Raw genomic sequence first — 19,475 nt, 5'->3', positions numbered from 1 at the left:
ATCGGACTATGTCACCCTGCGTCGGCGCCGCTGCAAAAATCCCTTTTCCGCTTCGTTCTACTGTACTCAGCCTCATATGTTTCTTAGTTGTGAATATTAATGATTAAGAAAGTAACCAGAATGCGTCTAAACTGATTGTTAACTGTCGATGAACGCGGTACTAATAGGCCAAAATGCGAGCCGACTCGCAAAAAACAATCTTTCCGCACAGCCTGTGTGGGGAAACGAGAGAGCAAGCCTTGACGTCCGTTTCTGCCGTTTAGCAGCAACAGCAAGCGCTGTTTATCGTGACTGAAGTTAATCGCTCTGGGGATATCAATTAACTATGCTGCAACTTTCCATCGTGCATCGCCTGCCGCAGCGCTATCGCTGGGCCAGCGAGCTACATAGCGCCATCGTGGCGGAAGAGGGCGTCGCCAATGAGCAGGATCTCATTGCGCTGCGCCTGATTAGCCACGACGGGCACCCCGGCTGGGAAATTATGCATCAGCTGCAGGACGCGCTGGCGTCGATTCAGGTCGAGTGCAGAGTGGCGGAGTGCGAAGGCTCACCCTGTCTCTTTATTCTGCGCAGCGACGAAAGCGCCACCAGCTGCTGCCTGAAAAACCAGGGCGTGGCGATCGCGGAGACCTTCAACGGTCACTGAGCTGCGCCGAGGCCAGCAGCTCGCGCGTATAATCTGCGGCGGGCGCGGCGAATAGCCTTTCGCAGTCGCCATGCTCTACCACTTCGCCCTGGCGCAGCACCATCACCTGATGGCACAGCGAGCGCACCACCTGCAGATCGTGACTGATAAAGAGATAGGTCAGCTGGCGCTGCTGCTGCAGGCTGCGCAACAGCGTGAGGATCTGTTTCTGCACCGAGCGATCCAGCGACGAGGTCGGCTCATCCAGCACCAGCAACTGCGGCTCCAGCACCAGCGCGCGGGCGATGGCGATCCGCTGCCGCTGACCGCCGGAAAACTCCGCCGCATAGCGGTGGCGGCTCTCCGCCTTTAATCCCACTTCCTCCATCGCCGCGATAACGCGCGCCTGCTGTGCGGCGGCGCTGAGATCGGGCTGATGCACCGCCAGACCCTCGGCGATAATTTGCTGCACCGTCATGCGCGGATTGAGCGACGAGTTCGGATCCTGAAACACCACCTGAATGCGGCGGCGCAGCGGCAGCAGCGCCTTGCGCGACAGCGCATGCAGCGGCTGGCCGTCAAACCAGATTTCGCCCTGCGCGGCGAGCAGCCGCAGCAGCGCCAGTCCGGTGGTGCTTTTGCCGGAGCCGGATTCGCCGACCAGCCCCAGGCTCTCGCCGCGCCGCAGGGTAAAGCTGAGGTTGCTGACAGCGACGTTTTCCGCCACCTGCCGCCTGAAAAGGCCGCGCCGCACCGGAAAACCGACGCGCAGGTTGCGCACCTGCAGCAGCGGCGGCGCGTCGTCGCGCAGCGGCACGGCGCGGCCTTCCGGCTCCGCCGCCAGCAGCTGTCGCGTATAGGGATGCTGCGGCTGGCTGAAGAGCTGACCGCTGCTGCTCTGCTCGACGATTCTGCCCTGACGCATCACGCTGACCCTGTCCGCCAGCTGGCGCACGATGCCTAAATCATGGGTAATAAACAGCATGGCCATGTTGCGTTCGCGCTGCAGATCGCGCAGCAGCCGCAGGATTTGCGCCTGAACGGTGACGTCGAGCGCGGTGGTCGGCTCATCGGCAATCAGCAGCGCAGGCTCGGTCAGCAGCGCCATGGCGATCATCACGCGCTGGCGCTCGCCGCCGGAGAGCTGATGAGGGAAATCATTCAGCCGCGCGGCGGCGTTGCGGATGCCGACCCGATCGAGCGCGCTGAGGATCTCACCGCGCGCCGCCTCGCGCCGCATGCCGCGATGCAAAGAGAGCACTTCGTAAAGCTGCTTCTCGATGGTGTGCAGCGGGTTGAGAGAGACCATCGGCTCCTGAAAGATCATCGCCATCTGGTTGCCGCGCAGCGCGCGCAGCCGCCGCTCGCCGACGCGCAGCAGATCCTCGCCGTTAAACAGAATCTCGCCGGTGGGGTAGCTCGCCGGCGGCGCGGGCAGCAGCTGCATCGCCGCAAGCGCCGTCACGCTTTTGCCCGAGCCCGACTCGCCGACCAGCGCCAGGGTTTCGCCCGCGTCGACGCTGAGGGAAACCTCCTCAACCACCTTGCGCGTCACGCCGCCGCGGGAAAAGGCGACGGAAAGATGATGAATGGCAAGCAGCGACATCGTCACACTCCTCTGGCCGGATCGAAGGCGTCGCGTACCGCTTCGCCGATAAAGATCAGCAGCGACAGCAGGATCGCCAGCGTGAAGAAGCCTGCCAGCCCCAGCCACGGCGCCTGCAGGTTGTTTTTGCCCTGCAGCAGCAGCTCGCCGAGCGACGGCGATCCCACCGGCAGACCAAAGCCGAGAAAATCGAGCGAAGTCAGAGTGGCGATCGATCCGCACAGGATAAAGGGCAGAAAGGTGAGGGTGGCCACCATCGCATTGGGCAGCATATGCCGCAGCATAATGCGCCCGTCGCTGACGCCCAGCGCCCGCGCGGCGCGGATATAGTCGAAGTTGCGCGTGCGCAGAAACTCGGCGCGCACCACGCTCACCAGCCCCATCCAGCCGAAAATCACCGTGACCAGCAGCAGCCACCAGAAGTTGGGCTGGATCACGCTGGAGAGCAGGATCAGCAGAAACAGCGCGGGCATGCCGGACCAGACCTCAATCACGCGCTGGCCGATAAGATCGACGCGGCCGCCGAAATAGCCCTGAACCGCGCCGACGATAATGCCGATGACGCTGGAAAACAGCGTCAGCAGGAGGCCGAACAGCAGCGAGATGCGCGTGCCGTAGAGCAGCCGCGCCAGCACGTCGCCGCCGCTGGCGTCGGTGCCCAGCCAGTTTTGCGCCGAGGGCGGCGAAGGGAAGGGGGTCGAGGTGGCGAAGTTAATGGTGCTGTCGCTAAAGCGGATCGGTGCCCACAGCGCCCAGCCCTGCTGCTCCAGCCGTTTTTGCAGCCAGGGATCCTGATAGTCGGCGGCGGTGGGCAGCGCGCCGCCGAAATCGCTTTCGCTGTAGCTCACCAGCAGCGGCACGAACCAGCGCTGCTGATAGCGCACCAGCAGCGGCTTCTCGTTCGCCAGCAGATCGGCGCCGAGCGACAGCGCGAAGATAACCAGAAAGATCCACAGCGACCAGTAGCCGCGTCGGTTGTGGCGAAAGCGCAGCCAGCGCTGCTGATTAACGGGAGACAAGCGCATCAGCGGCCCTCGAAATCAATACGGGGATCGACCAGCGTATAGGTCAGATCGCTGAGAATATTCATCAACAGCCCGATCAGGGTGAAAATATAGAGCGTGCCGAACATCACCGGATAGTCGCGCTGGATAGTGGCGTCGTAGCCCAGCAGGCCCAGGCCGTTCAGCGAGAACATCACCTCGATCAGCACCGAGCTGGTAAAAAGCATGCTGATAAAGGTGGCGGGAAAGCTGGCGATCACCAGCAGCATGGCGTTGCGGAAAACGTGATGATAAAGGATGCGCCGCTCGCTGACCCCTTTGGCGCGCGCCGTCACCACATACTGCTTGCGGATCTCATCCAGAAAGCTGTTTTTGGTCAGCATGGTCAGGGTGGCGAAACCGCCGATGACCGTCGCCAGCACCGGCAGGCTGATGTGCCACAGATAGTCGCCGATCTTGCCGTACCAGGAGAGCGAGTCAAACTGCGGCGAGGTCAGGCCGCGCAGCGGAAACCAGTCGAAATAGCTGCCGCCGGCGAACAGCACGATCAGCATGATGCCGAACAGAAAGGCGGGCACCGAGTAGCCGATGATGATAAAGGTGCTGCTCCAGACGTCGAAGGCGCTGCCGTTGCGCACCGCTTTTTTAATGCCCAGCGGAATCGACACCAGATAGATAATCAGCGTGCTCCATAGCCCCAGGCTGATGGAAACCGGCAGGCTCTCTTTGATCAGCTGTAGCACCGATGCGCTGCGGAACAGGCTGTCGCCGAAGTCGAAGCGCACATAGTTCCACAGCATCTCGACGTAGCGCTGCCACATCGGCTTGTCGAAGCCGTAGCGCTTTTTGATTTCCGCGATCACTTCCGGATCGAGCCCGCGCGCGCCGCGGTACTCGCTGTCGCCGGGACCGACGCGGTTGAGGGCACCGCGCGCGCCGCTTTCGCCGCCGCCCGGCAGGCCGGTGGTCTGGCCGAACTGAATGTTGGCCAGCGCCTGATCGACCGGGCCGCCGGGCGCGATCTGCACGATAAAGAAGTTCAGCGTGATAATCGCCCACAGCGTAGGGATAATTAACAGCAGTCTGCGCAAGAAATAGGCGGCCAACTCAGGCTCCTCAGCGTCGTTCGGCCGGCAAACGCGCGGCTTTGTTCACGTCATACCACCAGTTTTCCAGCCCGATAGCGTAGGCGGGCTTGACGGCGGGATGGGAGAATTTATTCCAGTAAGCGGTACGATCTTCCGCGTTGTACCACATCGGGATCATATACGCATTCCACAACAGGATGCGATCCAGCGCCTGGCCGAGCGGCAGCAGCGCCGCTTTGTCGCCCTGATGCGCCACAATCGCTTTAACAAAGTGATCAACCAGCGGATCTTTTAGTCGCGCGCTGTTCCACGAGGAGTTGATATAGTCGGACTGCCAGCTGACCTGCAAATCGGAGCTGGGGATGGGCGTCGCCAGGTAGACCCTGGCGGTCATATCGTAATCGCCTTCGCGCAGCCGGCGCAGATACTGGGAGGCGTCCACCACGCGCAGCGTCAGGCCGATGCCGAGCCGTGACAGGCTATGCTGCAGCGGCAGCGCCCAGTCGTTGCTGGCGCCGCTGCGCAGCAGCAGCTCGATGCGCAGCGGCTGACCGGTTTGATCGTTCACCAGCTGCTGGTTTTTTACCTGCCAGCCCGCCTGCCGCAGCAGATCCAGCGCTTTCAGCAGATTCGCGCGATCGTAGCCGCTGCCGTCGGTGCGCGGCGGCGCGTAGGGGGTGGTGAAGATCTCCGGCGGCAGTTGATCTTTAAACGGCGCCAGCAGCGCCTGCTGCGCGGCGTCCGGCAGGCCGCGCGCGGCGTATTCGGTATTCTGAAAATAGCTGCTGACCCGCTGGTAGGCGCCGTAGAACAGCGCCTTATTCATCCACTCGAAGTCGAACGCCAGCGTCAGCGCCTGGCGCACCCGACGGTCGCGGAACGGCGCCTTTTCGTTATTTATGGCCAGCCAGGTGGTATTGGTCGACGCCAGGTTAGGCGTGGTCTCTTTGATAATCTGCTGATTGTCGAAATTGCGGCCGCGGTACTGGGTCGCCCACTTTTTGGCGGAGCCCTCCTCGCGCAGGTCGAACGCGCCCGCCTTAAAGGCTTCGAAGGCGACGTTATCGTCAAGGTAGTAGTCGTAGCGCAGCGTATCGAAATTAAAGCGCCCGCGGTTCACCGGCAGATCCGCCGCCCAGTAATTTTTCACCCGGCTGTACTCGATATACTGACCCAGCTTATAGCGGCTGATGCGGTAGGGGCCGCTTGAGAGCGGCGGCACGCTCAGCGGCTCGTTGAATTTTTTATCCTGCCAGAAGCGCTGCGACAGCACCGGCAGCGTCAGCAGCCCCAGCATCAAATCCCGGTCCGGCTTCGGCAGATCGATGCGCACGCGCTGGGCGTCCAGCGCCTTTACCGTCGCGCCGCGATAAATCACGCGAAACTGCGGCACGCCTTCATGCATAAACTTATCGAAGGTAAAGGCGACGTCCGACGCGGTGATGGGCGTGCCGTCGTGAAACCGCGCGCGCGGATTGAGGCGAATCTCCATCCAGCGGAAGTCGTCGGCATAGCGCGCCGACTCGGCGACAAGCGGATAGTAGCTGCCCGGCTCGTCGTCGGAAGAGGTAAACAGGCGATCGTAGAGCGTCTCTGTGCCTGCGCCGGGATTGCCGCGCGAGGCGTAACGGTTAAAGTTATCGTAAGTGCCTACTACTGCCTGAGTAAGCTGTCCGCCTTTTGGCGCGGCGGGATCTGCATAGTCAAAGTGGCTGAAGCCAGGCGCGTATTTCGGTTCGCCCAGCGTGGCGAAGGCGCGACTTTCGCGCACGACTTCCGCGCGCAGCGGCGCGCAAAGGGCCACTAACAGCAGCAGCGATATCAGGCGAAACAGCATAGGATTCAGGTTCTCCCGTGGTTATGCGCGGGCTAGCGTAGCAGCATCCGGGGCGGAGCGGCCAGCTATCCCGCCAGCGTCGCCAGGCTGCGGCTGCGGTAATAGTCGATTAGCCGGTCCGGCTTCAGCGGCCGGCTAAAAAGATAGCCCTGCATATGGCTGACGCCGTGCTGCACCAGCCATGCCGCCTGCTCGCCGGTTTCTACGCCTTCGGCGACGGTTTTCAGGTTCAGCTTCTTCGCCAGATGCAGCACCGCGTCCAGCACCGGCGAGTTCAGGGTTTGCGTCCCGATGCTCTGCACGAAGCCGCGATCGATCTTAATATAGTCGAAGGGGTATTTTTCCAGATAGATCAGCGCGCTGTGGCCGGTGCCGAAATCGTCTATCGCAATCTGAATATCGTTCTGATGTAGCCAGGCGAAAACTTCCCCAGCATTTTTATCGCGTACCATGGTGCGTTCGGTCACTTCAAATACGTAGCTGAAATGGTTATCCGGCATGGCGGCGATCCAGCGCTTAACGTCCTGTTGAAAACTCTCCGACGCCAGATGCAGCGGCGAAAGATTCAGGCTCATATGGGTGCCGGCCGGAATGTAGGGATTGAGCCGGTGGGCGTCGCGCGCCACCAGCTCGAACAGATGCCGCGTCAGCGGAATAATCAGATTCAGCGACTCGGCGTAGCTGATAAACATATCCGGCGGGATAAGGCCTTCGCTGGGATGGTTCCAGCGCAGCAGCGCCTCCAGCCCGTAGGCGCGACCGCTAAGGGTGCTGATCAGCGGCTGATACTCGACGTGAAACTCGCCGCGTTTGATGCCGAGCAGGATCTCTTTGCCGGGCCGCTGGTTCATCGACAGCAGCAGCCAGCAGCCGCCGCCTACCAGCAGCGACAGTAAAATGCCGCTCAGCACGATCATCTGAATATCGCGCATCGATACCGTATCGCCATAGAGAACAAACTGCAGCGGATAGCCGTCGAGCGCCAGCTGCATCAGCGGCTGCGGCGGCAGGTCGCTCTTCGCGATCGTGACAGGCTGCCAGCTGGCGAGCGCGCTGTTCTGCGCCACCAGCGCCATGCCGGAAATTTCCGGATGGTAAGAGGCCAGCAGCTGATAGGGCGTCAGGTTGAGGTTGATGGTAGCGAGCACGCCGGACTGTACGCTTTGCGGATTACGCAGCCAGAGGGCGAAAACCGGCTTGCCGGGCTGTAACGGCGTGCCGCTCAGCAGGCGAAGATCGCGATCGCGGCTGAGATCGGTCTGGTCGGAGATGGCGTTGAGCGGCAGGCGAAACGCGCCGGTCGCCGAGGAGCAAAAGGCGTAGCCTTCGCGTACCAGCAAAATCGCCCGTAGATCGCCCGCGAAGGCGGCGCGAGAGGTGAGTTCCTGGCTGATGGCGTGACAGTCGAAACGGCTAAAAGAGAGAAGGGGATTCAGGGTTTGGCTGACTAATTTGTCCAGCGACTGCTGTAGCGCATCGCGGCTGTCGTGCAGCAGCTGTTGATGCTGAAGCTGCCGCTTATGCCAGATGAATGTCAGCAAAATCAGGGTAAACAGAATAAAGAACAGGCTACCGAAAATCGCGCTGCTCCAGGCGATGCGGCGAGGGTAGGTGGCCTGGCGCATCAGCGCCCTGGACAATGGCATGAAGTGCTTTCCCCTTGTCTTATCTTTTATTATTGACTGTGCACGACTGCTCTCAGGCGAAGGCCATGAGAATATAACGAGAAGGCAGGAAATGTCTCGTTATTCTTCTGATAAACAGTCGCTTTTACGTCATTGCTATGCATTTATCTGGTACAGGGGCGAAAAAAAACGCTGCCGAAGCAGCGTTCTGTTTTCTCTGGCTGAGAAACGATCGAAGGTCAGGGATCAGCTGGGATTGCGGCTTAATACCCGACGCCCTTCGCGGTAGCGTTTTTTCCAGTAGCTGTCGTTCAGGCTGGAAATCATCACGCCGCTGCTGGTGGACGCGTGGACGAAGTTATCGTTGCCGAGATAGATCCCGACGTGACGACCGGTTGAGCCGGCGCGGAACAGCACCAGATCGCCGGGGCGCAGTTTGCCGCGCGAAATTTCCCTGCCGGTATCCTGCTGTTCAGAGGTTGAACGCGGCAGCTCTAAACCGAACTGGTCGCGAAAGGTGCGCTGAACGAAAGCGGAACAGTCGATGCCGCGTTTGGTGTCGCCGCCGAGGCGGTAACGGACGCCTTTCCAGTCGGCGTATTGCTCCATGATGCGGGACTTAACATCCACGCTCCGCACCATCTCTTCGAATTCATCCTGAGACGCCTGAAGTAAAAAACCATTCTGGTTGTTAACTTCATGATTCTCGTTTTTTGCGTGTTGACCGGTACTGCTGCATGCCGAGAGGAGTGTTGCCAGCGCCACTGCAGGCACAATCCGCCAGATATATCTCAGTATTGGTTGAGACTTGACCATTGTTCGTATATTCCTTCGATGTCCTTACGACAGAATGTCGCCAGCCAGATGACAAAACGGATTGAGATTAATAAGCGCTGCTCGCTAAGACAATTCCTTAATTACTAAAATGTGTTAACGAACACGTTTTTGTATAAAAAGGAGCCGAATTTTCTGCTGCCATACCCTCAACGCCTTGGAGGTTAACCGATTCCAGACGCCGTGGCGAGTGGTTTTACGCAATTTCTAATAGCTTTTTTTGATGTGAAATCAGTCTGTAACAGAGTGGTTACTTTATCCGCAATTTTTGAAAATTATCCTTAAAATAAGGACATCAAAAGGGGGTAATTCTTCGGGTAGGGCGCTTTTTAGGAGCGTTCGCGCTGGACAGCCTGGGAAATAGCGCCTTTTTCAGCAGAAAACATCATAATGTTTTCTATATATTACTATATGGTTAGCTTGCTAATAATACTGGCGGGATTTTAATAAGCGCGGAGAGATAAGAATATGGCCATTCTTCACTCCGCGCTTATCAATAGATTTGAGATTTAATTACCTGCGGCTATTCAGGGCTTATATTTGCCGGGCAGCTTGCGGTAGAAAAAGCTGACAATCGCGTCGCTCAGCGGCGTCAGCAGCACCCAGCTCAGCCCCACCAGCAGCACCGAAAGCGAACCGACGGCGATATCGGTAAACCAGTGCGCGCCCGCCATCACGCGCGGCAGGGCGAAAATCACCACGATAGCCGCGCCGGTAAGAAAGGCGCGGAAGCCGAAATAGCGCCACATAAAACAAGCGAAAATCATCAGCATCATGCCGTGATCGCCAGGGAAGCTATTGGATGAGGCGTCCTTGGCCGGAATGCCGGTCAGCTCGCTGACGCGATGGACATTGTCAAAAAACAGCGTCGGACTTTTATGCTGCACCGGCAGCAGGTGGCCGAGCTGGTTGAGAATAACCGCGCTGAGCAGCATGGTGACGCCAATCGCCAGCATGCGGCGGCGGCCCGGCGGCGTTTCGCGACGCCAGTAGAAGAGATAGAGCGCGCCCATTGCCAGCAGCGACACCAGATCGAAGCCGCGGAAGTTGGTGATCGCCACCAGCAGGGCAAAGCCTGGATGATCGACCATCTGGTTATTGAAGCTGAAGAAGATCCCTTTATCGACGCCCGCCCAGAAACCGTGATCGGGCGGCAGATACCAGGAGAGAAACAGAACAACGCCAAGCGCGTTGAGCAGCACTATTGTGACAAAACGAGTTGCGCGCATCGTATTCACTCAAATAAAAATTAACGGCAGAAACTAACCTGGCCAGTTTAAACGAAGCCTCAACAGCTGAGACTGCAAACGATTCCAGTCCACGGGTTGCGAGTGGATCAGTTCAATACGGCTGTCGGGCGCATCGGCGGTCAGGGTTTCGACCTGTAGATCGCCGCCCTGACCATTAAGGCGCAGCGTGCCGTCCGGCGTGCGCAACACCCCTTTAATACGCTCGACCGGGGCAAGACGCGCCCACGCCAGCAGCGCGGCGCCGTCGAACCGCGTCGCGCCGTCGAAGATCCAGCCGCAGGCAACGTAGCCCTGGCCTTCATTTAGCGCCCGGCGCCAGCGCGTCTCGCCATCGAGACGCAGCGCGGCGAGGCCGCTATCGCGTTGAAGATGGGCATGATGATGCGCAGGCGCCGGCAGCGTTTGACGGTTTGTGCGCGGCAGATCGAGCAGCGCCGCGTCGATAGCGCCGAAGCGCGTTTCGATAAAAGCACGGCCGTTAAGCATCGCCTCCTGCCACTGCTGCAGGCGCTGACGGTCGGCTTCGTCCCAGCGGTCGCTTTTATTGCCGATAATCACGTCCGCTGCCGCCAGCTGATCGCGAAAGTTTTCATTGTCCGTCACGCGCGCGTCGGCGAGCTGGCGGGCGTCGAGCAGCGTCAGCGTGGCGTTTAGCTGCAGAAGCGGCTGATAAACCGGCGCGCTCAGCATCTCCAGCAGCTGGCGCGGGTGCCCGAGACCGGTGGGTTCGATCAGCAGGCGATGCGGGCGGTTCTGCTTCAGCAGCATATTCAGCCCCACCTGCATCGGCAGCCCGTTAACGCAGCACATGCAGCCGCCGGGGATCTCCTTTAACGCCGCGCCGCTGTCGCGCAGCAGCGCGCCGTCGATGCCGATTTCGCCGAATTCATTAACCAGAATCGCCCAGTTTTCCTGCGCCGGCTTGTGGGCCAGCAGATGGCGCAGCAGGGTGGTTTTGCCGCTGCCGAGAAAGCCGGTAATAAGATTAACGCGCGTCATGCTCCTGCCTCCTTAAACGAGAATGGCCGCGAAAGCGGCCATAATGTTACTTTATAACACAAGCGGCGTCGGTTAGTCAGCGCGGCTCATATAGCGGCGTTCGGCGATATGAATGCGGATGCGGTCGCCGTTGCTCAGGTATTCCGGCACCTGAATGCTCAGACCGGTGCTCATGCCGGCCGGTTTGGTGCGCGCGCTGGCGGAAGCGCCTTTGATGCCCGGCGCGGTATCGACGATTTCCATATCCACGGTCTGCGGCAGCTCGAGCGCCAGCACCTGGCCATCCATCGTCAGCACCTGAATGCCGGGGATGCCCCCTTCAGGAATAAACAGCAGCTCTTCTTCAATCTGATCTTTTTTGAACGAGTAGGGCGTGTAGTCCTCGTCATCCATGAAAACATATTCGTCGCCGTCAATATAAGAGAAGGTGACGCTGCGGCGGCTGAGCTGAATGACGTCCAGAATATCGTCGCCTTTAAAACGCTCTTCCACCTTCAGCCCGGTACGGATATCGGTGAAACGCATCTTATACAGCGTAACGGCGCCGCGCGCGCTCGGACTCTGAATATCGATATCTTTGACCATCAGCAGCTTGCCGTTCCAGCTCACCGCCATCCCTTTTTTGATCTCATTCGCTCTTGGCATTGCAACTCTCGCTTAAAGAAGGATTCCGATGCGCGCCACGTTACTCGCGCCGGGTTAAACAGGCAATATGGCGCCGGAAAAAATGCGCGCGATGACGCAGACGTGGCTTTCGCGCGCGCGGGCTGCTATTGTCGCGGCTCAACTCTCGCTGGAGCGCATCATGCAATGCCGTAGTCAGTGCGGCGCCTGCTGTACCGCGCCATCTATCTCTTCGCCGATCCCCGGCATGCCTCAGGGCAAACCCGCCAATACCCCTTGCGTTCAGCTTGACGCCGATTTGCGCTGCAAACTGTTCGGCTCGCCGCTGCGGCCCGCCGTCTGCGCCGGTTTACAGCCGTCGCGCGATATGTGCGGCGCCACGCGCCAGGACGCGATGGTCTATCTGCTGCAGCTGGAAGCGGACACCGCGCCCTGACCAGCTGAAGTTGCTGACGCGTGCGCCGAAGCGCGGGCGCGCCGTTACAGCGCGCGTTCAGCTCCCTGAGCTTATTCTTACTCTCCCCACGATGAATTGTGCGTAACGTCAAAAATCTGCTACGCATTTTACGCATTTTCTTGCATGGCATGATGGGCTGTACCAGACTCCTTGAAACGTTTCAGCGCGGCAGAGACGCGCTCTGCGCACCGTCGCCGCGCTTTAAACGGCCATCAGGCTGAAACGATTCAATTTCAGTAAGCGAGGAGAAATATGTTCCAGCTCGAATTGCAGGCCATCCACACCGGAGCCAGCGCACAAAATAAAGAAGAGGCGATCCGCCAGGTCGCGGCGGCGCTGACCGCAGCGGGCAACGTGGCAGAAGGCTATGTCAACGGCATGCTGGCGCGCGAGCAGCAGACCTCAACTTTTCTGGGCAACGGCATCGCCATTCCGCACGGCACCACCGATACGCGCGACCTCGTGCAGAAAACCGGCGTGCAGGTGTTTCAGTTTCCGCAGGGCGTCGCCTGGGGCGACGATCAGACCGCCTATGTGGCGATCGGCATCGCGGCGAAATCTGACGAACACCTGGCGCTGCTGCGTCAGCTGACGCACGTGCTGAGCGACGACAGCGTCGCCGAACAGCTGAAAACCGCCTCGGCGGAAGATCTGCGCGCGCTGCTGATGGGCGAAAAACAGGCGGCCGAATTCAGCTTCGACACCTCGCTGATTACCTTAGACGTCGCCGCCAGCGACCTGATTACGCTGCAGGCGCTCAATGCTGGCCGCCTGCAGGCCGCAGGCGCGGTGGACGCCAGCTTTGTTGCCGACGTAATGGCCGCGACGCCGCTGAGCCTGGGCCAGGGCATTTGGCTGAGCGACAGCAGCCGCGGCAACCTGCGCAGCGCGGTCGCGGTCAGCCGCGCCGCCGCGCCGGGCGAGCATCAGGGCGAGAAAGTGGCGCTGCTGGTCACGGTATCCGCCGTCGACGAGCGACCGCTGGAGGTGCTGAGCTATCTCAGCACGCTGCTGCAGAACGGCAAGGCGGATCGCCTGCTGAAAGCGGACGCGGCGGGCGTCTACGCGCTGCTCACCAGCGAAGTGGACGAGCAGGCCGAGGTGCTGAGCGCAGAATTCACCATTCGCAACGAGCACGGGCTGCACGCGCGTCCCGGCACGGCGCTGGTCAGCGTCATCAAACAGTTCAACAGCGATATCACCGTCACCAACCTCGACGGCAGCGGCAAACCGGCTAACGGCCGCAGCCTGATGAAAGTGGTGGCGCTGGGCGTGAAGAAGGGCCATCGCCTGCGCTTTACCGCCAGCGGCGAAGATGCGCAGCAGGCGCTGAACGCCATTGAAGAGGCGATTAATTCCGGCCTGGGCGAGGGGGCAGCATGAGCAGACGCGTCGCAACTATTACGCTGAATCCCGCTTACGATCTGGTGGGATTCGTCCCGGAGATCGAGCGCGGCGAGGTCAACCTGGTGAAAACCACCGGCCTGCATGCGGCCGGCAAAGGCATCAACGTGGCAAAAGTGCTGAAAGATCTCGGCATCGACGTCACGGTAGGCGGCTTCCTCGGCAAAGAGAATCAGGATGGCTTTCAGCAGCTGTTCAGCGAGCTGGGCATCGCCAACCGTTTTCAGGTGGTGCCGGGCCGCACGCGCATCAACGTCAAGCTCACCGAGCAGAATAACGACGTGACCGATCTTAACTTCTCCGGCTTTGACGTCAGCCCGCAGGACTGGGATCGCTTTACCAGCGATTCGCTGACCTGGCTCGGCCAGTTCGACATGGTGTGCGTCAGCGGCAGCCTGCCGTCTGGCGTGCAGCCGGAAGCCTTTACCCGCTGGATGAGCGACCTGCGCACCCACTGCCCGTGCATTATTTTCGACAGCAGCCGCGAAGCGCTGGTGGCGGGCCTGAAAGCCGCGCCCTGGCTGGTTAAGCCTAACCGCCGCGAGCTGGAAATCTGGGCAGGGCGCAAACTGCCGACGCTGCAGGATGTGATTGGCGCGGCGCACGAGCTGCGCGAGCAGGGCATCGCCCATGTGGTGATTTCGCTGGGCGCGGAAGGCGCGCTCTGGGTCAACGCCTCAGGCGAATGGATCGCCAAACCGCCGGTGTGCGAAGTGGTCAGCACCGTGGGCGCGGGCGACTCGATGGTCGGCGGCCTGATTTACGGCCTGCTGATGCGCGAATCCAGCGAACACACGCTGCGTCTTGCGACGGCGGTGGCGGCCATGGCCGTCAGCCAGAGCAACGTCGGCGTGACCGATCGTACCCAGTTGGCCGCGATGATGGCGCGCGTCGACTTACAACCCGTTAACTGACAGCAGGAGAGCGATAATGAAAACGCTGCTGATAAAAGATCCTACTATTGGTCAGGCCTCGGCCTGGATGGCGCAACAGCGTCTGACCGCCGCCGCCGCGCAGGCGGGTTTCTCCTTTACGGACAACCCGGCGGAAGCGGAGCTGGCGATCGTCCTCGGTCGCGCGCTGCCGAATGACGCCGCGCTGAACGGCAAATCCGTCTGGCTGGGCGATGCGCAGCAGGCGGTGCGCGCGCCAGAGCAGTTCCTTGCTCAGGCAAAAGCGGAAGCGAAACCCTGGCAGCCGGCCGCGGTCACAACCGCTGCGGCGCCGACGGCTGCACAGCCGAACGCGCAAAAACGCATTGTCGCGGTCACCGCCTGTCCGACCGGCGTGGCGCACACCTTTATGGCTGCCGAAGCGATCCAGGCGGAAGCGACCAAACGCGGCTGGTGGGTGAAAGTGGAAACCCGCGGCTCCGTCGGCGCAGGCAATGCGATTACGCCGGAAGAAGTGGCGGCAGCCGATCTGGTGATCGTGGCGGCGGATATCGAAGTCGACCTGGCGAAGTTCGCCGGTAAGCCGATGTACCGCACCTCAACCGGCCTGGCGCTGAAGAAAACGGCGCAGGAGCTGGATAAGGCGGTGGCCGAAGCCAGACCTTACAAAGCTGCCGGCGCGCAGAGCGGCGAGCCGCAGGAAGAGAAAAAAGAGAAAGCGGGCGCTTACCGTCACCTGCTGACCGGCGTCTCCTATATGCTGCCGATGGTGGTGGCGGGCGGCCTGAGCATTGCGCTCTCCTTCGCCTTCGGCATCACCGCCTTTAAAGAGCCGGGCACGCTGGCGGCGGCGCTGATGCAGATCGGCGGCGGCAGCGCCTTTGCGCTGATGGTGCCGGTACTGGCGGGCTTTATCGCGTTCTCCATCGCCGATCGTCCGGGCCTGACGCCGGGCCTGATTGGCGGCATGATCGCCACCAGCATTAACGCCGGCTTCCTCGGCGGCATCATTGCCGGTTTCATCGCTGGCTATGCGGCGAAGCTGATCAGCGGCAAACTCAAGCTGCCGCAGAGTATGGAAGCGCTGAAGCCTATTCTGATTATTCCGCTGGTGGCCAGCCTGATTACCGGCCTGCTGATGATCTACGTGGTGGGTAAACCGGTTGCGGCGATCATGACCGGCCTGACCGCCTGGCTGGCGAACATGGGCACGGCGAACGCGGTGCTGCTGGGCGCGATTCTGGGCGGCATGATGTGTACCGATATGGGCGGGCCGGTGAATAAAGTAGCCTACGCCTTCGGCGTCGGCCTGCTGAGTTCGCAGACCTACGCGCCGATGGCGGCGATCATGGCTGCGGGCATGGTGCCGCCGCTGGCGATGGGTGTCGCAACGCTGGTGGCGCGCCGTAAGTTTAATAAAGGTCAGCAGGAGGGCGGTAAAGCGGCGCTGGTGCTCGGTCTCTGCTTTATCTCTGAGGGTGCGATTCCGTTTGCGGCGCGCGATCCGATGCGCGTACTGCCGTGCTGTATCGTCGGCGGCGCGCTGACCGGCGCTATCTCGATGTATATCGGCGCGAAGCTGATGGCGCCGCACGGCGGCCTGTTCGTGCTGCTTATTCCTGGCGCGATTACGCCGGTGCTGGGCTACCTGGTATCGATTATCGTCGGCACGGCGGTGGCGGGACTGAGCTACGCTATCCTGAAACGCCCGGAAGAGGAGCTGGCGAAAGCCTGATCCTTGCTGCGGGGCGAGCTGGCAGGGATGCCGTTTTTTGCGTCTTTGCGATCGGGCCCTGTCACCTACGATGAGCACAGCATTAACAACGATAAGGGAGCCATGTGGCTCCCTTTTTTAGTTTTTCTGCTCTGCCTTTAGCCAGGCGATCTCATCTTTCCAGATATCCGGATTAATGGTCTCCAGAATCAGCGGAATACCATCAAAGCGCGCATCCTTCATCAGCCAGCTAAACGGCGTTTTGCCGATATTGCCTTCGCCCAGGCTGTGATGACGGTCAACGCGGCTGCCGAAGGCGCTCTTGGCGTCGTTAAGGTGCATGCCGCGCAAATACTGGAAGCCGACGATGCGCTCGAACTCGGCGAAGGTCTCCTCGCACGCCTCTTCGGTACGCAGATCGTAGCCGCCCGCAAAGGCATGACAGGTATCGATACAGACGCCGACGCGCGATTTATCCTCGACGTCCTCGATAATGGCCGCCAGATGTTCAAAGCGAAAGCCGAGGTTGCTGCCCTGGCCGGCGGTATTCTCGATAACCGCCACCACCTGCGAGGTCTTATCCAGCGCGATATTCACCGACTCGGCGATGCGCTTCAGGCACGCCTCTTCGTCTATCTTGTTCAGATGGCTGCCGGGATGGAAGTTAAGCAGCGTCAGGCCCAGCTGCTCGGCGCGCTGCATCTCGTCGATAAAAGCGGCGCGCGACTTCTCCAGCGGCTCCGCTTCCGGGTGGCCCAGGTTAATCAGAAAGCTGTCGTGCGGCAGGATCTGCTGCGGGCCAAAATGGTATTTTTCGCAGGCGGCCTTAAAGGCGTCGATGGTCTCCGCCGAAAGCGGGGCCGCCTTCCACTGCCGCTGATTCTTGGTAAACAGGGCAAACGCGGTTGCCTCCAGTTCATGGGCACGAATCACTGCCTGCTCTACGCCGCCAGACGCGCTGACGTGGGCGCCGATATATTTCATGCCGCTTCTCCAGAAAAGGCCGACTAAAAAGAAGCCCGCATCATACCTGATGCGCCAGGCCCATGAAATGCTGCGTCAGCAGATTGATGGCGCCGCCGCCGACAATCAGCCAGACAAACACCATCAGCCCCAGCAGTAGCGGTTTCACGCCTGCCTGACGCAGCGCGCCGAAGCGCGTGGTGAGGCCGAGCGCCGCCATCGCCATCGCCAGCAGCAGGTTAGCGACCTGATTAATATCGGCGACCCAGGCGGCCGGCAGCAGATGCAGCGAGTTGAACAGCGCCACGCCGATAAAACCGAGCGCGAACCAGGGAAAGGCGATGCCCTGGCGCGGCGTTTGCTGCGGCGCGCGGCGCAGCCAGCCGCTCAGGCAGAGCAGAAACGGCGCCAGCATCATCACGCGCAGCATTTTAGCGATCACCGCGCTGTTCTCCGCCTCCGGGCCTATCGCATGACCGGCCGCCACCACCTGCGCCACCTCATGGATGGTCGAACCGGTAAATATGCCGAACTGCGCGAGGCTCAGTTGAGGGAAAGTGTGTTGCGCCAGCAGCCAGAGCAGGGGATAGATCAGGATCGCCAGGGTGCCGAACAGCACCACGGTCGCCACCGCCACCGCCACTTTCGTCGGCGACGCTTTCACCACCGGCTCGGTTGCGAGTACCGCCGCCGCGCCGCAGATGCTGCTGCCCGCGCCGATCAGCCACACCGTTTCGCGGTCAAGCTTCAGCAGCCTGATGCCCAGCAGACAGGTAATAAAGAAGGTCGAGCTTAGCGTCAGCACGTCGATCAGCACGCCGCTCGCGCCGACATCGGCGATCTGTTGCAGCGTAATGCGGAAACCGAACAGAATAACGCCGAGGCGCAGCAGCTTCTGCTTCGCCAGCAGCACGCCCGCGTCGCAGTGCGGGGCGAGAGAAGGGTAAAGCGTGTTGCCGACCAGAATGCCGAGCACAATCGCCAGCGTCAGCGCGCCGAGGCCCAGGCCGGCGATCTCCGGGCGCTGCGCCAGCCAGGCCGCTCCGCCGGCAATGGCGGCGGTCAGCAGCAGGCCGGGAAAACGGTGTTGAATAAAAAAGGGAACTCGGGGAAAAGTCAGCTCTGCCATAATCTGCTCCTTGTGTCAGGCAAAGCATGCGCCGCGCTGGCTTAAAAGTGAAATTGATAATATATTTAATATTAACCAGATAAAACGATAAGGCCGAAAGATGTTATTTGGACGTTTGCGCCGCTGGGCCGCCCTGATAAAAAAAGATGTGCTGACGCTGTGGTTCGCCTGTCGCGATCCGCGCACTCCGTGGTGGTTCAAGCTGCTGGCCTTTGGGCTGGTGGCCTATGCGCTCAGCCCCATCGATCTGATCCCCGATTTTATCCCCATCGTCGGCCTGCTCGACGATGCGATCATCATTCCGCTCGGCGTGCTGATCCTGCTGCGTCTGCTGCCGCGCGACGTCCGTATCGGCAGCGCTGAGCGCGCCGAAGTGCAGCGCGCGCGCGGCAAAAAAGTGGTCAGCGGCTTCGGCCTGTTTCTGATGGTGCTGATCTGGCTGGCGGTGCTGTACTACCTTGTCCAGCGCTATGCGATGTAAGGAGAACCCATGCATATCACGCTGCGGCAGATAGAAGTCTTTACCGAGGTGCTGAAAAGCGGCTCGACCACGCAGGCCTCGCAGGTGCTGGCGCTCTCGCAGTCGGCGGTGAGCGCGGCGCTGGCGGATCTGGAAGGGCAGCTTGGCGTGCAGCTGTTCGATCGCGTCGGCAAGCGGCTGGTGCTCAACGAACACGGCCGTCTGCTCTATCCGCGCGCTATTGGCCTGCTGGAGCAGGCGGGCGAAATCGAACAGCTGTTTAAAGAGGACAACGGCGCGATCCGCATCTACGCCAGCAGCACCATCGGCAATTACCTGCTGCCGGGCATGATAGCCGCCTATCGCCGCGACTTTCCCGGCCTGCCGCTGGAGCTGAGCGTCGGCAACAGTCAGGATGTGATCAACGCGGTGGCCGATTTTCGCGTCGACGTCGGCCTGATCGAAGGGCCATGCCATATGACCGAGCTGGTAAGCGATGCCTGGCTGGAGGATGAGCTGGTGGCCTTTGCCGCGCCCGATGCGGAGATCCTGCGCCAGCCGGTGACGCTGGAGAGCCTCGGCAACGCCCCCTGGATCCTGCGCGAGCACGGCTCCGGCACGCGCGAAATCGTCGACTATCTGCTGCTCTCGCACCTGCCTGCGTTTCAGCTGGGCATGGAGCTGGGCAACTCCGAGGCGATCAAGCATGCGGTGCGGCACAATATGGGCATAAGCTGCCTGTCGCGGCGCGTGATCGCCGATCTGCTGGAGGCGGGCACCTTAGTGGAGCTGACGATTCCGCTGCCGCGGCTGACGCGTACCCTGTACCGTATTCATCATCGTCAGAAGCACCTTTCCAGAGCGCTTGACCGTTTTCTCTCCTACTGCCGCGAGTAGCCGCAAGAGGTTTTTGCTTATAATTCAGCGGCGATCATGAAGGTAACTAATAACACGGCGTCAATG

At 60.7% G+C, this 19,475-nt stretch carries 18 protein-coding genes; 7 read left to right on the top strand and 11 right to left on the bottom strand.

Translation table 11 applies throughout. From position 1 onward, the window contains the following. Positions 1 to 325 precede the first annotated feature (325 nt). Positions 326 to 646 (top strand): YejG family protein, encoded by a 321-nt coding sequence (locus tag AC6I7Z_RS13295; protein ID WP_033750373.1) that lies wholly within the window; start codon positions 326 to 328, stop codon positions 644 to 646. Here AC6I7Z_RS13295 and yejF read toward each other — a convergent pair. From yejF to yeiP, 9 genes are all read right to left on the bottom strand, one after another. Continuing rightward, on the bottom strand, positions 633 to 2,237 hold the full coding sequence (gene yejF, locus AC6I7Z_RS13290) for a microcin C ABC transporter ATP-binding protein YejF (protein WP_497814572.1): 1,605 nt from the start codon (positions 2,235 to 2,237) through the stop codon (positions 633 to 635). The genes AC6I7Z_RS13295 and yejF overlap by 14 nt on opposite strands. Continuing rightward, on the bottom strand, positions 2,234 to 3,259 hold the full coding sequence (locus AC6I7Z_RS13285; protein ID WP_497815446.1) for an ABC transporter permease: 1,026 nt from the start codon (positions 3,257 to 3,259) through the stop codon (positions 2,234 to 2,236). The genes yejF and AC6I7Z_RS13285 overlap by 4 nt, the downstream gene beginning before the upstream one ends. Beyond that, a complete protein-coding gene (locus AC6I7Z_RS13280) occupies positions 3,256 to 4,341 on the bottom strand; it encodes a microcin C ABC transporter permease YejB (protein WP_497814571.1) in 1,086 nt (361 codons plus the stop codon). Before AC6I7Z_RS13280 ends, AC6I7Z_RS13285 begins: the two co-directional genes overlap by 4 nt. Positions 4,342 to 4,351: 10 nt before the next feature. After that, the gene (locus AC6I7Z_RS13275) at positions 4,352 to 6,160 is read right to left on the bottom strand and encodes an extracellular solute-binding protein (RefSeq protein ID WP_497814570.1); all 1,809 of its coding nucleotides are present in this window, start codon (positions 6,158 to 6,160) and stop codon (positions 4,352 to 4,354) included. A 65-nt stretch (positions 6,161 to 6,225) separates the two neighbouring features. Then, entirely contained in the window at positions 6,226 to 7,806 is a 1,581-nt protein-coding gene (pdeN, locus tag AC6I7Z_RS13270) for a cyclic di-3',5'-guanosine monophosphate phosphodiesterase PdeN (protein ID WP_497814569.1), read from the bottom strand. Positions 7,807 to 8,031: 225 nt separating this feature from the next. Next, complete coding sequence (mepS, locus tag AC6I7Z_RS13265) at positions 8,032 to 8,601, bottom strand: bifunctional murein DD-endopeptidase/murein LD-carboxypeptidase (protein ID WP_497814568.1); 570 nt, start codon at positions 8,599 to 8,601, stop codon at positions 8,032 to 8,034. A gap of 545 nt (positions 8,602 to 9,146) precedes the next feature. Beyond that, on the bottom strand, positions 9,147 to 9,848 hold the full coding sequence (locus AC6I7Z_RS13260; RefSeq protein ID WP_497814567.1) for a phosphatase PAP2 family protein: 702 nt from the start codon (positions 9,846 to 9,848) through the stop codon (positions 9,147 to 9,149). Positions 9,849 to 9,881: 33 nt separating this feature from the next. Beyond that, positions 9,882 to 10,868, bottom strand: a complete 987-nt coding sequence (locus AC6I7Z_RS13255; RefSeq protein WP_497814566.1) for a CobW family GTP-binding protein — start codon at positions 10,866 to 10,868, stop codon at positions 9,882 to 9,884. A 72-nt stretch (positions 10,869 to 10,940) separates the two neighbouring features. Continuing rightward, the gene (yeiP, locus tag AC6I7Z_RS13250; protein WP_033750350.1) at positions 10,941 to 11,513 is read right to left on the bottom strand and encodes an elongation factor P-like protein YeiP; all 573 of its coding nucleotides are present in this window, start codon (positions 11,511 to 11,513) and stop codon (positions 10,941 to 10,943) included. A 160-nt stretch (positions 11,514 to 11,673) separates the two neighbouring features. On the opposite strand from yeiP, the gene AC6I7Z_RS13245 reads away from it, so the two are divergent. The 4 genes from AC6I7Z_RS13245 (at position 11,674) to fruA (ending at position 15,981) form a co-directional block, all read left to right on the top strand. Continuing rightward, positions 11,674 to 11,928 carry a YkgJ family cysteine cluster protein gene (locus AC6I7Z_RS13245; protein ID WP_497814565.1) on the top strand — a complete coding sequence of 85 codons (255 nt, stop codon included), beginning with the start codon at positions 11,674 to 11,676 and terminating at the stop codon, positions 11,926 to 11,928. A 273-nt stretch (positions 11,929 to 12,201) separates the two neighbouring features. After that, entirely contained in the window at positions 12,202 to 13,332 is a 1,131-nt protein-coding gene (gene fruB, locus AC6I7Z_RS13240; RefSeq protein WP_497814564.1) for a fused PTS fructose transporter subunit IIA/HPr protein, read from the top strand. Next, the gene (fruK, locus tag AC6I7Z_RS13235) at positions 13,329 to 14,267 is read left to right on the top strand and encodes a 1-phosphofructokinase (RefSeq protein ID WP_497814563.1); all 939 of its coding nucleotides are present in this window, start codon (positions 13,329 to 13,331) and stop codon (positions 14,265 to 14,267) included. Before fruB ends, fruK begins: the two co-directional genes overlap by 4 nt. A gap of 16 nt (positions 14,268 to 14,283) precedes the next feature. Beyond that, on the top strand, positions 14,284 to 15,981 hold the full coding sequence (gene fruA / locus AC6I7Z_RS13230; RefSeq protein WP_497814562.1) for a PTS fructose transporter subunit IIBC: 1,698 nt from the start codon (positions 14,284 to 14,286) through the stop codon (positions 15,979 to 15,981). A gap of 117 nt (positions 15,982 to 16,098) precedes the next feature. Here fruA and nfo read toward each other — a convergent pair whose 3' ends face one another. Together nfo and AC6I7Z_RS13220 are read right to left on the bottom strand one after the other, a co-directional pair. After that, positions 16,099 to 16,944 (bottom strand): deoxyribonuclease IV, encoded by an 846-nt coding sequence (gene nfo, locus AC6I7Z_RS13225; protein ID WP_497814561.1) that lies wholly within the window; start codon positions 16,942 to 16,944, stop codon positions 16,099 to 16,101. Positions 16,945 to 16,984: 40 nt separating this feature from the next. Continuing rightward, the gene (locus AC6I7Z_RS13220; protein WP_497814560.1) at positions 16,985 to 18,052 is read right to left on the bottom strand and encodes a YeiH family protein; all 1,068 of its coding nucleotides are present in this window, start codon (positions 18,050 to 18,052) and stop codon (positions 16,985 to 16,987) included. 100 nt (positions 18,053 to 18,152) lie between these two features. On the opposite strand from AC6I7Z_RS13220, the gene AC6I7Z_RS13215 reads away from it, so the two are divergent. Together AC6I7Z_RS13215 and yieE are read left to right on the top strand one after the other, a co-directional pair. Further along, positions 18,153 to 18,533, top strand: a complete 381-nt coding sequence (locus AC6I7Z_RS13215) for a YkvA family protein (RefSeq protein ID WP_033791588.1) — start codon at positions 18,153 to 18,155, stop codon at positions 18,531 to 18,533. A 9-nt stretch (positions 18,534 to 18,542) separates the two neighbouring features. Then, positions 18,543 to 19,409 carry a DNA-binding transcriptional regulator YeiE gene (yieE, locus tag AC6I7Z_RS13210; RefSeq protein WP_497814559.1) on the top strand — a complete coding sequence of 289 codons (867 nt, stop codon included), beginning with the start codon at positions 18,543 to 18,545 and terminating at the stop codon, positions 19,407 to 19,409. Positions 19,410 to 19,475: the final 66 nt, after the last annotated feature.

The sequence above is a fragment of the Pantoea sp. X-Soil-MYKO-1289 genome, assembly GCF_059730625.1.
This window is presented reverse-complemented; position numbering and strand designations above follow the sequence as displayed.

Coding starts and splice junctions, on each gene's coding strand:
- AC6I7Z_RS13295 (WP_033750373.1), top strand. CDS start 326: ATGCTGCAACTTTCCATCGTGCATCGCCTGCCGCAGCGCTATCGCTGG.
- AC6I7Z_RS13275 (WP_497814570.1), bottom strand. CDS start 6,160: ATGCTGTTTCGCCTGATATCGCTGCTGCTGTTAGTGGCCCTTTGCGCG.
- pdeN (WP_497814569.1), bottom strand. CDS start 7,806: ATGCCATTGTCCAGGGCGCTGATGCGCCAGGCCACCTACCCTCGCCGC.
- mepS (WP_497814568.1), bottom strand. CDS start 8,601: ATGGTCAAGTCTCAACCAATACTGAGATATATCTGGCGGATTGTGCCT.
- AC6I7Z_RS13260 (WP_497814567.1), bottom strand. CDS start 9,848: ATGCGCGCAACTCGTTTTGTCACAATAGTGCTGCTCAACGCGCTTGGC.
- AC6I7Z_RS13255 (WP_497814566.1), bottom strand. CDS start 10,868: ATGACGCGCGTTAATCTTATTACCGGCTTTCTCGGCAGCGGCAAAACC.
- yeiP (WP_033750350.1), bottom strand. CDS start 11,513: ATGCCAAGAGCGAATGAGATCAAAAAAGGGATGGCGGTGAGCTGGAAC.
- AC6I7Z_RS13245 (WP_497814565.1), top strand. CDS start 11,674: ATGCAATGCCGTAGTCAGTGCGGCGCCTGCTGTACCGCGCCATCTATC.
- fruB (WP_497814564.1), top strand. CDS start 12,202: ATGTTCCAGCTCGAATTGCAGGCCATCCACACCGGAGCCAGCGCACAA.
- fruK (WP_497814563.1), top strand. CDS start 13,329: ATGAGCAGACGCGTCGCAACTATTACGCTGAATCCCGCTTACGATCTG.
- fruA (WP_497814562.1), top strand. CDS start 14,284: ATGAAAACGCTGCTGATAAAAGATCCTACTATTGGTCAGGCCTCGGCC.
- nfo (WP_497814561.1), bottom strand. CDS start 16,944: ATGAAATATATCGGCGCCCACGTCAGCGCGTCTGGCGGCGTAGAGCAG.
- AC6I7Z_RS13220 (WP_497814560.1), bottom strand. CDS start 18,052: ATGGCAGAGCTGACTTTTCCCCGAGTTCCCTTTTTTATTCAACACCGT.
- AC6I7Z_RS13215 (WP_033791588.1), top strand. CDS start 18,153: ATGTTATTTGGACGTTTGCGCCGCTGGGCCGCCCTGATAAAAAAAGAT.
- yieE (WP_497814559.1), top strand. CDS start 18,543: ATGCATATCACGCTGCGGCAGATAGAAGTCTTTACCGAGGTGCTGAAA.